Raw genomic sequence first — 13,030 nt, 5'->3', positions numbered from 1 at the left:
GGGCTGCCGTGGCCACTTGGGCCGATGGTTGGGCCCCACAGCACGGACGTGCCGCTCACGGCGTGCCGGTACCGCAGTAGTCCAGGTAGCCCGGGCGCGTGGCAAGGCACGCCATATAAGCCGTCAGCGCGGGAAAATCGGCATGCTGCAGCGGCGTTTCGAGCCAGCGGTTGATCGACAGCGCGATCGGAATATCCGCAAGCGAGAACGATGGACCGGCAATGAAGGCACCGGTTGTTGCCAATTGCCGGTCGACGATTGCAATATGCCTCGCCCAGTTCGCGCACGACAGATCGATCTGCTGACGGTCCTGATGCGCCGGTGAGTGCCGGACCAGCGCAAGAAACGCGTAGCTCCAGGCGCGGTTCAGTTCGCTCGCCTGCCAGTCGATCCATTGATCGCATTTCGCGCGCTCGCAAGGATCGCTGGGATAGAGCGGATAGAGCGACTCGCCGCCATAGCGGCCGGCCAGGTAACGGATGATCGAGTTGGATTCCCACAGCACGAACTCGCCATCCCGAATCACCGGAACCATGGCGTTGGGATTCAGCGCGACAAATTCGGGCACGTCGGTCGCCCTGAATCCGGAGCCCCAGTCCTCCCGTTCAAACGGCAGGCCGAGTTCGGCGCACGTCCACAGGACTTTGCGCACATTGATGGAGGTGGCTTTGCCAAGTATCTGAAGCATGGAATCGTGACCTGTCAAACCGACTCAAAACCCGTCAACACATTCACCGCGTTGACCCCGATCGCCGCAACCGCGTAGCCGCCTTCCATCACGAACAAAGTCGGTTTCCCCATGCGTCCAATCGCCTCGCCGATGCGCAGATAGTCCGCGCTGCGCAGCTTGAACTGCGAGATCGGATCTTCTTCGAAAGTATCGACACCGAGCGACACCACCAAGGCATCCGGCGCGTAGTCGGCGACACGCGAGCAAGCCGCGTCGAGCGCCACCGTATAGTCCGGCCACGCCGTCCCCAGTGGCAGCGGGAAGTTCGCGTTGTAGCCGAGGCCCGCCCCCGCGCCGGTTTCGTCGGCGTGTCCGAGAAAGAACGGATACTCCGTGCGCGGATCGCCATGCAGCGACACGAACAATACATCCGAACGGTGATAGAAAATACTCTGCGTACCGTTGCCGTGGTGATAGTCGACGTCGAGAATCGCCACGCGTTTCGCACCCGCATCGAGGAATGACTGCGCCGCCACTGCCGCATTGTTGATATAGCAGTAGCCGCCCATATAGTCCGCCGCCGCGTGGTGCCCGGGCGGCCGGCACAGCGAGAACGCGCCGCGGGCGCCCTCCCTCACGTGGCGCGCGCCGGTGAGCGCAACGTCCACCGCGTCGCTCACGGCGGCCCAGGTGCCCGAGGTGATCGGCACGCCCGCGTCCATCGCGTAGTAGCCCAGCTTGCCGTCGATATCTTCCGGTACGCGGTCCTGGCGCATGCCGCGCACGGGCCAGATGAGCGGCAATGCGTCGTGCTTCCGGCCGAGCGCGCTCCATTCGTCCCAGGCGCCGCGAAGAAACGCGATGAAGCCCTTGTCGTGAACCCGGTGCACCGGATCGAGCCCGAACGCTACGGGCGCAATCACGTCGCCGAGTTTCGTTTCGCGCACCCGTTCCAGAATGAAATCGGCACGGCTCGGCATCTCGAAGCAAGGCTTCATTTCGCCGTCGATCAATTCGGCACGGCCATGGTGCAGCCGGTGCCGATCGCTATATACAGTCAACATGCCATGTCTCCTCAGGATGCTTGCTGCTTGAGTCCTGCTTGAGTCCGCTATTCAACCCGCCGGGGCCGGTCACCCTCGTTAATACGATGCTCCCTCGGCGGTACGGTGTTTGCCATCGCTCGTCGCGAGGATGCCATAGCACGCCGGACGCCGGTCGCGAAACACGCCCCAAGCGTGGCGAGTCTCGGCGAGCGCATCCAGATCGAACCGATGAAGCAGGATCGCAGGCTCGCCGCGCCCCGCTTTCTGCACCTGCTCGCCATACTGATCGGCGATGAACGACGAACCGTAATAGCGCTGCGGAAAGTCACGGCCCTGCTCGCGGCCGGTGCGGTTCGCGGCGACGAGCGGCACGAGATTCGCGCCTGCGTGGCCCTGCATCACGCGCTGCCAGTGTGCGCTGCTGTCGAGCGACGGGTCTTGCGGTTCGCTGCCGATCGCGGTCGGATAGAACAGCAGTTCGGCGCCGAGGAGCGCCATTGCGCGGGCCGTCTCCGGGAACCACTGGTCCCAGCAGATACCTACACCAAGCGTGCCGTAACGCGTCTTCCAGACTCGGAAGCCCGTGTCGCCGGGCGTGAAGTAGTACTTCTCGCTGTAGCCCGGGCCGTCGGGAATATGGGTTTTGCGGTAGCGGCCGAGCACGCTGCCGTCGGCGTCGATCATAGCCACCGTGTTGAAGAAGACGTTGCCGGCCCGTTCGAAGAAACTGACCGGCAGGACCACGTTCAATTCGGCGGCAACGCGGCTCAAGCGCGTAATGGCAGGATGGCCCTCATATGGCAGCGCATGGCGAAAATGCTTCGCGTCCTGCTCGGTGCAGAAGTACGGCAGCTCGAACAACTCGGGCAACAGGATCACCTGTGCGCCCTGTGCCGCCGCGTCGCGCACCAGGCGCTCAGCCTCGGCGAGGTTAGCCTCGCGATCCCATCCCGGTACGGCCAACTGGATTGCCGCCACGCTGACTGCGCGCATTGTGTGTCTCCTATGTCGATGGTTTTGTCTGGGAAAATTCTGCCCGAGGCGCACGGATGAGCGATAACGGAGAAACGGTCATCGAAGGGATAAATGTGGCCAATCTGACGGAGGATGGGCAGCGAGCCAGGGCATGACTTCACAGCGCTTGACCGCGCCGGTCATGCCTCGGCTTCGAAAGAACTTTAGACAGAAGCGCCGTCTACGCGCAGCGGTAGTCACTCGGACAATGGCCGGTCCAACGGCGAAACGCATGCCGGAAACCGGCCGTTTCGCTATAGCCGAGCCGCTCGGCGATATCCGACATCGACAGGCGCGTGCGCATCAGGTAGTCAAGCGCGAGATCGTGGCGCACGCGGTCGAGCAGCGCCTGAAAGGCGGAGCCGCTACCCGACAGACGCCGTCTGAGCGTGCGCTCCGACACGCACAGCGCCTCGGCGAGCGCGCGCAGCGAACCATAGCGGCATGGGTCGGCATACAGCAGCCGCAGGCTGCGTGCGGTGACGTCGTTGCCCGCCGCGGTGGCCCATTCGCGCTCCAGTTGCGCGCATTGCTGGCGCGACATCAGATAGCTCACTGGCTCGGCGAGCGGCAACGGTTCGTCGAGCCAGCTGGCCGGAAAAATCAGCGCGTTTTCGGCGGCGCCGAAGGTGGCGTGGCGGCCTATCCGCTCTTCGTAGGCATCCGCGTGAGCCGGCGCGCCGAACGTCACCTCGAGCGCGGCAGGCGCGCGCCGGGCTGACAGCACGTCGCAGACGATCGCCCACATCGACGCGAGGCACATGTCCGTATTGATCGCCGTGAGATCCGGCCGGTAGTGGTAATCGGCCGCGACAATCGCCGCTTCATCTCCGTTGCGGCGCAGCGAAACCTTGAAGTAGCTGCCGAGCAGGACGGGAAAGTCCTCGGCGCACTGCAACGCATCGCCGAGCGAGGGACTCACCAGCATGGCGTAGCCGAGAATCCCGTAGCTCGAAATATGCATGGCGTGGCCGATGTCGAGGCCGAGGCGCGTATCGCCGCACGCGCCGAGCGCGTTGGCGAACACGATCAGCTCCTGCGCGTGCGTGACGAGCCCGGACGGCTCCCGCAAATCGCCCTCGCTGATGCCGCTTCCCGCCAGCAGCACGGCAGCGCCAATCCCCTGCCGCTCCAGCAAGGAGACGGCGGCGGCAATCGTATGCAGGGTCGCGACGCACTGGGCCGGCGACGGGCGTTGCGAACACGGTGCATCGGTCATGGACGGTTCTTGGCTTCCCTCGATATGTCGATGATATTTGATCAAATTGCCCAAAAGGAAAAATCCGTGCGATGATTTGATCAAATCCCATGATGCAAAACGCCCAGCTTTCCCGAACAGGCAGTTCGTCGCGCAAGGTTTGCAGTTGCGCTTCGCGCCGTCTACATCAACCGACTGGAGTCAACCTTGCAAAGCGACCTACGCGGCGACCTGCGTGCGGATCTGCGTGAATTCCTGGAACAGCACCGCATTCATGAAGTGGAATGCGTGATCCCGGACATGACGGGCGTCGCGCGCGGCAAGATCGTGCCGAAGAACCTGTTTCTCTCGGAAGGCAAGATGCACATGTCGAACGCGCTGTTGATGATCACCGTCAACGGCGAGTTCGCGGATTTCGAGCGCTTTGTCGGGCCGAGCGATCCCGACATGCTCTGCATTCCGGATCCGAATACGGTGCGGCTCGTGCCGTGGGCCATCGAGCAGGTCGCGGTGGTGATCCACGATTGCGTCGGACTCGACGGCAAGCCGATCGGCATTTCGCCGCGCGCGGTCTTGCGGCGCGTGCTGAAACTCTATGAGGAAAAAGGCTGGCGTCCCGTGGTCGCGCCGGAGATGGAGTTTTACCTGATCGCCCAGAACGAGAATCCGCATGAACCGCTGCGTCCGCCGCTCGGCCGCGCGGGGCGTCACGAAGCCGGCCGTCAGTCGTTTTCGATCGACGCCGTCAACGAATTCGATCCGTTTTTTCAGGACCTTTCGCGCTTCTGCGAGACCACGCATCTCGGTGTCGAAACGCTCGTGCACGAAGTCGGCGCGGGGCAAATGGAAATCAACTTTTCTCATGGCGACGCGCTCGATCTCGCCGACCGCGTGTTCCTGTTCAAGCGCGCGGTGCGCGAAACCGCGTACCGTCATGGCATTTTCGCGACGTTCATGGCCAAGCCGATGGAGCATGAACCCGGCAGCGCGATGCACATTCATCAGAGCATCGTCGATAGTCAAACCAGCGAGAACATCTTTTCGCTGCCTGACGGATCGGCCAGCCCGCTGTTTTTCAACTATATCGGCGGCTTGCAGAAGTACATGCCGCAAGCCATGCCGATGTTCGCGCCCTACGTGAATTCCTATCGGCGCCTGTCGCGCTTTACCGCGGCGCCGATCAACGTGCGCTGGGGCTACGACAACCGCACCTGCGGCATCCGCGTGCCGAACTCCGGGCCGGACGGCCGGCGGCTCGAAAACCGCGTGCCGGGCGTCGACGTCAATCCGTATCTCGCGATGGCGGCCACCCTCGCCTGCGGCTATCTCGGCATGGTGGAGCAGCAGGAAGCATCGGCGCCGATGATCGAAAGCGCGTACGACCTCGAATACGAATTGCCGCGCGGTCTCGAAGACGCGCTCAAGGCGCTCCTGAAGTGCACCGGACTCGCGGACGTGCTCGGCGACAACTTCGTGCAGGCGTATTGCGCGGTGAAGGAAAAGGAATTCGAGACCTTCTCGCAAGGCATTACCGCGTGGGAACGTGAGCATCTGCAACTGCTCGTGTGAGCGAGGGCGACCGATAGCAACATTATGGAAACCTCATTGGAGAAGCCGGATTTGACTACCCGCAACGGCATCAACTGGGAGCGTGCGCAAGCGCTCGTCGAACGCGAACGCCGCGCGTTTGCCGAAGCCATGCCGAAATCACGCGCGCTATCCGAACGCGCCGCGCGCCACCTGTTATTCGGCGTGCCGCTGCACTGGATGAACGACTGGTCGACACCCTTCTCGCTCTACGTCGATCAAGCCCGCGGCGCCAGTTTTACCGACGTGGACGGCCATCGCTACGCCGACTTCTGCCTCGGCGACACAGGTGCGATGTTCGGCCACTCGCCGGCCCCGGTGGCCCGCGCGCTGGCGGCCCAGGCCGAGCGCGGCTTGACGACCATGCTGCCGGGCGAAGACGCCGCGTGGGTCGGCGAAGAACTTGCGCGACGTTTCGGGCTGCCCTACTGGCAGTTCGCAATGACGGCAAGCGACGCTAACCGCTTTGCATTGCGCTGGGCACGCGCCGCGACCGGACGCCGGCAAATCGTGATCTTCAACGGCTGCTATCACGGCACCGTCGACGACGTATTCGTCGATCTCGTCGACGGCAAACCGCAACAGCGCGACAGCCTGATCGGCCAGGTGCACGACCTGCTCGAAAGCACCCGCGTGATCGAATTCAACGACCTGTCCGCATTGGAAAATGCGCTGAAAGACGGCGACGTCGCCTGTGTGCTGGCCGAACCCGCCATGACCAACATCGGCATGGTGCTGCCCGAACCGGACTACTGGCGGCAAGCGCAAGCGCTGATGCGCCGCTACGGCACCCTGCTGGCGATTGACGAAACCCACACCATCAGTTGCGGGCCGGGCGGTTACTCGAAAGCGTACGGCCTCGAACTCGATCTGTTCATCCTCGGCAAACCGGTGGGCGGCGGCTTTCCGTGCGCGGTGTACGGTTTCAGCGCCGAGCTGGCGGCCCGCGCGCAGCACGCCAAGCGCAGCGCACCGCCCGGCCATTCCGGCATCGGCACCACGCTGACGGCGAACATGCTGGCCATGAGTGCGATCCGCGCGACGCTCGCCGAAGTGATGACCGATGCCGCCTACGAGCACATGTTCGCGCTCGCCGAGCGGATCGAGGCCGGCCTGAGAAGTGCGATCGAGCGTCATGGACTTGCGTGGTGCGTGACGCGTGTCGGCGCCCGCACCGAATTCCAGTTCACGCCGACACCGCCGCGCAATGGCGCCGAAGCCGGCAATCAACTTGATCCGGAACTGGAGCATGTCGTGCACCTGTACCTGCTCAATCGCGGCGTGCTGATTACGCCGTTTCATAACATGATTCTGGTGTGCCCGGAAACGTCGGTGGCCGCCGTCGACAAACTGGTTTCCACGTTCGACGCCTGCCTTGCCGAACTAACCTGAGCCTGGTCGGATCGAGACCGATCGAGTAGGGCCGACGCTAACTCGCGGCTTTTTTGCAGCCTATTCACAGCCTTTTTTCGGTCCCCGCAACGAGCTTTATGAAAACTTTGCGCCATCACACGCTGCAGGACCAGACTTACGAAACGCTGCGGCAATGGCTGACGATCGGGCGCTTCGTGCCGGGCGAGCGCATCAAGATCCGGCACGTCGCCGCCGAACTCGGCGTGGGCGAGATGCCGGTGCGCTCCGCCTTGCAGCGTCTCGCGGCGGAATCCGCACTGGTGAACGTGCCCAATTGCGGCGTGACGGTACCGCGTCTGTCGAAAGCACAATTCGACGATGTGCTGCGTGTGCGCATGATTCTCGAGGGCCAGGCCGCCGAACTGGGCACGCCGAATCTCAGCGCGCACGATCTGGACACGCTGGAAAAACTGAACGAGGAGATGGCGCGGTCCCTGCTGAGCGCCGACGCCAAGGGCTTTCTCGACGCCAACGAAGCGTTCCATCTGATTCTGTACCGCGCGGCAGGCTCGCCGCTTCTGCTCGAGTTGATCGAAACAGTGTGGCTTCAGGTCGGGCCAATTTCGAATCTGTTGTTTGGCGATACGCACTTTGCCGGCACGCTCAACGACGCGCACGACGAATTGCTGAACGCCGCAAAAGCGGGTGACCCGGCCGGTGTGCGGCGCGCGATCGAACACGATCTGAGCCATGCGGCAAGCTGTTTGCGGGCGCAGTGTTTGTAGGGTTCCGCATCACGCTTTGAGCGTCGCCTGCCCGAGAATCATGTCGTACAGCGCCTGCGCCGCCGGCGACAACTGGGCAGTCTTGCGCGCCACGAGAACCAGCGTACGCGACACCACCGGATGCGTGAGTTCGACTGTGCGAACTGTCGGATACGCGCCCTTCTGAATCGCTAGCGCCGGCACGACGGCGGCGCCCACGCCCTGAGCGACCAGGCCAACCGCAGTCGAACTGCGTTGCACTTCATAAAACGAGCGCAGCGCCAGTTCGCTCTTTTCCAGCGCGACATCGAGCAAGGCGCGATTGCCGCTGACCTCGCCGGCAAAAATCAGCGGATACGGTTGCAATTGCGGCCAGGCGATGCGCCGCCGTTTTGCCAGCGGATGATCTTCATGGCAAATCAGCACGTAGCGGTCTTCCGTCAACGGCACGCTGGCAAGATCCGGATGATGCTCGCCGGCGATATTGATGCCGAACTCCACCTCCCGGCGCAGCACGGCCTCCTCCACCGCGGACGAGGCGTGATCGAGAATCTTGATGCGGTTATGCGGATAGCGCCCGGCATACGCCTGCAAAATGCGCGGCAGATACTGCACGCCGACGGTGGGCACACAGGCGATCGACACGTCGCCGCGACGCGCCACGCCGGTCTCGCGAATTTCCACCAGCGCATCGGCAAGCTCGCCCAACAAACGCCGCGCCTGCGGCAGAAAAGTGCGCCCTATTTCCGTCAGCGCCATGGACCGGGTGGTCCGCTCGATCAGCGTGACGCCGAGAAACGTTTCGAGCTTCCGCAGGCGTTGCGTAATGGCCGTTTGCGTGACGTGGAGCGAATCGGCGGCGGCTTGAAAGCTGCCGCGATCCGCAATCGCGACGAATGCCTGCACGCCGAGCGTGTCGATTTTCATTAGAAAAATGAAGGAATCAGAATGATAAATTCATTTTACTCCGCCTTCATCACCGAAGAGAATGAGCGGATTGGATCGGCTTGACACCGCACACCGCAGACCGCAGACGGCGCGCGGATGTCAACGGAAACGATCCAGCGATCGACACAAAGGAGCGCGAGATGACTTCAACGACGAATTGGCATGCGAAGCAGTACGTGTTATTTGAAAACGAACGCACGCGCCCCGTTAGGGATCTGCTGGCGGCGGTCCCGGCAACGGATGTGCGCGTGGCGGTCGACATCGGCTGCGGCCCCGGCAACTCGACTGAAGCACTGGCGGCCCGCCTGCCCGGCGCGGCGGTCAGCGGTCTGGACAGTTCCGCCGACATGATCGCGGCGGCCAGAAAGCGCCTGCCGCAATTCCAGTTCGAAGTAAGCGACATTGCGACATGGGAGGCGCCGGGCCCCTACGACCTGATCCTCGCCAACGCCGTGCTGCAGTGGGTGCCGAATCACGAGCAGGTGTTTGCGTCGCTGGTGAAGAAACTCGCGCCGGGCGGCAGCCTTGCCGTGCAAATGCCGGACAATCTCGACGAGCCCGCGCACCGTCTGCTGCGCGAAATCGCGGCGGACGGCCCCTGGGCCAACAAGCTGAAAGGTGTGGAACGCACCATGCGCTACGGCGCCGACTGGTACTACTCGCTGCTCAAGCCGCAGTGCGTGCGGGTCGACGTGTGGCGCACCGTCTACCACCACCCGCTGGCCGGCGGCGCGGATTCGGTGGTCGAATGGTTCAAAGGCAGCGCGCTGAGGCCGTTCCTGGCCGAGCTCGACGACAGCGAGGAAGGCGTCTTTCTGGAGCGCTACCGGGATGCGATCGCGCGGGCGTATCCGGCCCTGTCCGACGGCACCGTGCTGTTGCCGTTCCCGCGGCTGTTTATCGTCGCCACGCGCTAGCGGGGCCGGGCTGGCGTCCGGTTCCGGGTGCCGCCGCGCGGTGATTGTGGCGCCGGAGCCGCCTGGGTCAACCAGGCATTGCCGCTCGTGAATTCTGCGTGATATTGTGTAACGGAAGCGGAGGACGGCTTGCCGTCCTGACCGGAACGCAATTTACAGCAGCGAGCGTCGCCATGAGTGATGTACGCCATCATCTGAGTCCACGGGACCGTTTGGAGCTGTTGTGCTGGCTCACATGCGGCTGCCTTGGCGCTTACTACCTGAACGAGGACTGGCCTGACGCGGCTTTCCACGTGCAGGCCGCCCATAAGTGGCTCGACCATCGGTCCCGGGAGGCAGACTGGTTGAGTATCGCCAGGTTGTCGGCAACCGCGCTGGAGATTGCGCGGCGGCACGCGAAATTTGTCGATGCCGACTGGGCGCGCGACGCCGTCGAGGAGATTCTCGATACGGACGAGCTTGATCCTCAAGCGCGACTGGTAAAACAGGTACTGGCGGATTGCCAGAACGCGCTCGCGGACAAACGCGTGGCAGACTAAAAATTGTGCCGGATGCCGACGATCACGGAGAGTTGTTTATCCGTGTCGGCATTGACAATATTCGGAATCTGCGCCAGATTCTCCGTCTGCCCCGTCACCGGATTAACCCCGAGCCCCGCGCCGGACGATTTTTGCCCAATCGCCACCGCATAGACCGCCGTCCGCTTCGACAAGCTGTACACCGCCCCCAGGTTGACCTGATGCACGCGCGTCGAAGCACTGCCGCTCGGTTTGGCGTCGTTGAAGATATACGCCAGACCGAGTTGCAGATCCGGCGCGAGCATGTAGGTCGTATTCAACTCGGCAATATCGAAAGAGATATCCGCTCCCGCAGGTCTCGCCGCACTCGCGAAATACTGGCTCTGCGACAGACGCGTATGCGTATAGCTCAACGCCACGCCCGCCTTGCCGAATGCATACGAGCCCCCTGCTCCGAAAATCCTCACCTTGCTTGCCTGCTGCAGCAGACAATACGACGCGTCGGCATTCGCGCAACTGAAATCGCCGATATACCCGGCCGTCCCGCCTAAGGCCGCCTGCAACGGCTGGTTCAACTCAAGATACCCCGCGCTCAACGACAACGAACCCTGTGCGTAATTCGCCGCTAGCGCCCAGCCCTTGTTCTGCGAAAAATTCCCCGCCACGCCACCCAGGCTGAACAATCCGCCGACCGTCAACCCGCCGAAGCTCGGGCTGATGTACTTGATCGAGTTGTTGAAGTTAAAGGCTTCGTTGAGGTTGTCGACGTCGCCGAGATGCGAGCCGTACAACGTCGCCCAGTTATTGCTTGACGCATACGCGCCCATGTAGTCGGAGAACGGATCGTATTGACGGCCGAATGTCAGCGCGCCGTACGTGCCGTTGTTCAAACCGACCCAGGCGTTGCGGTTGAAGAGCGTATTCGATTGCAACATCGCACCGTTGCCGATCAGAAAGCTGTTCTCCAACGTGAGGTTCACCGTGGTGCCGCCGCCGATATCCTCAGCGCCCGTCAAGCCCCAACGCGACGGCACCAGGTTGCCGCCCGCCAGTTGATAATTCGCGTGGCCGTTGGTGCTGCCGTTGGCGAGCGTCGTTTGCTGGTTGGTCGTGTAGACGACGCCGGCGTCGACCGTGCCATAGAGCGTCACCGAAGATTGCGCATGCGCGCCCATCGCGAGGCCGAACGCGGCCAGCGCGAGCGCCGAGCGCCTGACGAATTTGTCTGCCATAGTTTTGTCGAAAGTTGAGTGGTGAAATCAACGGACGAACGACACCCCTCCGCTGCCGCCCGGGAATGAGCGGCAGCAGTCGATCGTTAGAACGTGACGAGATTGCGCGCTGAGTGCCTTGCGCGCGGTTCGATTACTGCCCGAAGCGCGCGTAGATATCCGGCCGCGTGCGGCGCAGAATCAGACCGATCACGACGCCGGCGAGCGCCACCGCGAATACGATCCAGGGGAAAGACTTGACGATCGGGCTATCGGAGCCGCTGAGCGCATCGAGATTGCGCACCAGAATCACGCCGATATACAGCAGGCCGATGCCGCCCATGAGGGGCGCGACAAACGAGTGCCACACACGCGTGTCCTTGCGCGTCTTGCGGAAGAACGCGATAACGGAAAAACTCGTCACGGCTTGCAGCATCACGATCCCGATCGTGCCGAGCGCCGAACTCCAGCTGAATACGATGTTGAACGCATCGCTGCCTGCTGCGATGAACAGCCCGAGCAGAACGCACACCGAGAGTGTTTGCAGATAGCTCGCCACATATGGCGAACGGTATTTTTCGTGCACCCGGTTAAGCACTTGCGGCAGGATGCCCTCCATGCTCAGTGCGTGGATATAGCGCACCAGCGTGTTATGAAACGACAACAGACTCGCGAAGATACTGCTGAGCAACAGGAAGCTCATCACCGTCGTCACCGCACCGCCCAGGTACTTGCCGGATTGAATGAACCAGAAGTCGCCGGGCTGCTTCGTCGCGACCGCGACCACGTCGTTCAGTCCGTACGCGCAAACAATCGTCCACGTGACGAAGGCGAAGAACACGAGAATCAGCATCACCGATACATACGTTGCACGCGGCACGGTCACTTTCGGATCACGGCATTCCTTACCGTAAATCGCCGTCGCTTCGAAGCCGATAAACGAGGCGAAGGCGAACATCACTGCAATGCCAAGGTGGCCGCTGAACACATGCTCCGGCGTAAGCGGTGCGAGCGTGAGGCCGTTCGGGCCGCCGCCATGCACGACGATCGCAATCGCGAGCAGCAGCAGAATGCCCAGTTCGAGACACATCAGCACGCCGAGCAAGCGGCTATTCAGATCGATGCCGCGAATACCGGTGAATTGCACCACCGCCACGCAGATGAGCGAATAGCCATACCAGGGCATGGCGGTGTGTAGCAGTGGAGAAAGAATCACCGTGCAGAAAAATCCAAACAGGCCATACAGCGCGATCTGGATGAAGGTGTACGACATCAGCGCGACCAGTGCACCGGCCATGCCTATTGGCCGTCCGAGTCCGGCGGTGATGTACGCGTAAAACGCACCGGCGCGCACCACATGCCGGCTCATCGACGCAAAGCCCACGCTGAAAATCAGCAGCACGATACCGGCAATCACGAATGCGCCCGGAATCCCTGCACCATTGCCCAGACTGATGGCGGGCGGCACCGCACCGAGCATGCCGGTAAGCGGCGCCGCCGCGGAAATCACGAGAAACACGATCTGCCACAAGCCCAGCGTATTGCCCTTCAGTTCCACGGGGTTCTCCGCGTCGAGCAAACGCGTCGGAGAGTAGGGTTCATTCATCGCTGCCTCTAGTTTTGTTGGCTAGTCTGGAACTCGCCTAAACCCGGGAAAGAGTGGTCGAGGCGCTCGGTTGACCGACGTTCGATGTTTCGGTGTGAGCGCATGGTAGGTAGCTAAAAAATAAAACGACTTCGCGAACTGCGCCAAATTTTCGATAATTCGCGCCAATGCTCGCGAGCGTTTATCGCGCTGCGGTTC

Annotated in this window: 12 protein-coding genes; 5 read left to right on the top strand and 7 right to left on the bottom strand. The window is 62.4% G+C overall.

The features are described from left to right. Positions 1-55 precede the first annotated feature (55 nt). The 4 genes from B0G76_RS10490 to B0G76_RS10475 all read right to left on the bottom strand — a co-directional run bounded on the left by B0G76_RS10490 (position 56) and on the right by B0G76_RS10475 (position 3,949). On the bottom strand, positions 56-688 hold the full coding sequence (locus tag B0G76_RS10490) for a glutathione S-transferase family protein (protein ID WP_120291897.1): 633 nt from the start codon (positions 686-688) through the stop codon (positions 56-58). A 14-nt stretch (positions 689-702) separates the two neighbouring features. Beyond that, a complete protein-coding gene (locus B0G76_RS10485; protein ID WP_120291896.1) occupies positions 703-1,734 on the bottom strand; it encodes a histone deacetylase family protein in 1,032 nt (343 codons plus the stop codon). Between the two features lie 78 nt (positions 1,735-1,812). Further along, positions 1,813-2,709 carry an N-carbamoylputrescine amidase gene (gene aguB, locus B0G76_RS10480; protein ID WP_120291894.1) on the bottom strand — a complete coding sequence of 299 codons (897 nt, stop codon included), beginning with the start codon at positions 2,707-2,709 and terminating at the stop codon, positions 1,813-1,815. Positions 2,710-2,911: 202 nt separating this feature from the next. Then, complete coding sequence (locus B0G76_RS10475; RefSeq protein WP_147394028.1) at positions 2,912-3,949, bottom strand: AraC family transcriptional regulator; 1,038 nt, start codon at positions 3,947-3,949, stop codon at positions 2,912-2,914. A gap of 210 nt (positions 3,950-4,159) precedes the next feature. On the opposite strand from B0G76_RS10475, the gene B0G76_RS10470 reads away from it, so the two are divergent. From B0G76_RS10470 to B0G76_RS10460, 3 genes are all read left to right on the top strand, one after another. Continuing rightward, a complete protein-coding gene (locus B0G76_RS10470; protein ID WP_120296293.1) occupies positions 4,160-5,497 on the top strand; it encodes a glutamine synthetase family protein in 1,338 nt (445 codons plus the stop codon). Between the two features lie 24 nt (positions 5,498-5,521). Then, complete coding sequence (locus tag B0G76_RS10465) at positions 5,522-6,907, top strand: aspartate aminotransferase family protein (RefSeq protein WP_409076704.1); 1,386 nt, start codon at positions 5,522-5,524, stop codon at positions 6,905-6,907. A 98-nt stretch (positions 6,908-7,005) separates the two neighbouring features. Then, the gene (locus tag B0G76_RS10460; RefSeq protein WP_120291890.1) at positions 7,006-7,653 is read left to right on the top strand and encodes a GntR family transcriptional regulator; all 648 of its coding nucleotides are present in this window, start codon (positions 7,006-7,008) and stop codon (positions 7,651-7,653) included. A gap of 9 nt (positions 7,654-7,662) precedes the next feature. Here the strand turns inward: B0G76_RS10460 and B0G76_RS10455 are convergent, their stop codons facing one another. Further along, positions 7,663-8,559 (bottom strand): LysR family transcriptional regulator, encoded by an 897-nt coding sequence (locus B0G76_RS10455; RefSeq protein WP_120291888.1) that lies wholly within the window; start codon positions 8,557-8,559, stop codon positions 7,663-7,665. 161 nt (positions 8,560-8,720) lie between these two features. On the opposite strand from B0G76_RS10455, the gene tam reads away from it, so the two are divergent. Continuing rightward, a complete protein-coding gene (gene tam / locus B0G76_RS10450) occupies positions 8,721-9,497 on the top strand; it encodes a trans-aconitate 2-methyltransferase (protein ID WP_120296291.1) in 777 nt (258 codons plus the stop codon). A gap of 173 nt (positions 9,498-9,670) precedes the next feature. Further along, a complete protein-coding gene (locus B0G76_RS10445) occupies positions 9,671-10,036 on the top strand; it encodes a hypothetical protein (RefSeq protein ID WP_120291886.1) in 366 nt (121 codons plus the stop codon). Here B0G76_RS10445 and B0G76_RS10440 read toward each other — a convergent pair. Both B0G76_RS10440 and B0G76_RS10435 read right to left on the bottom strand, forming a co-directional pair. Continuing rightward, positions 10,033-11,247, bottom strand: a complete 1,215-nt coding sequence (locus B0G76_RS10440; RefSeq protein ID WP_120291884.1) for a porin — start codon at positions 11,245-11,247, stop codon at positions 10,033-10,035. The genes B0G76_RS10445 and B0G76_RS10440 overlap by 4 nt on opposite strands. Positions 11,248-11,380: 133 nt before the next feature. Next, positions 11,381-12,832, bottom strand: a complete 1,452-nt coding sequence (locus tag B0G76_RS10435; protein ID WP_183082021.1) for an APC family permease — start codon at positions 12,830-12,832, stop codon at positions 11,381-11,383. Positions 12,833-13,030: the final 198 nt, after the last annotated feature.

It is taken from the genome of Paraburkholderia sp. BL23I1N1 (assembly GCF_003610295.1).
GTDB lineage: Bacteria > Pseudomonadota > Gammaproteobacteria > Burkholderiales > Burkholderiaceae > Paraburkholderia.
Note: the sequence above shows the minus strand (reverse complement) of the source record. Positions and strands in the feature narration are given on the sequence as shown.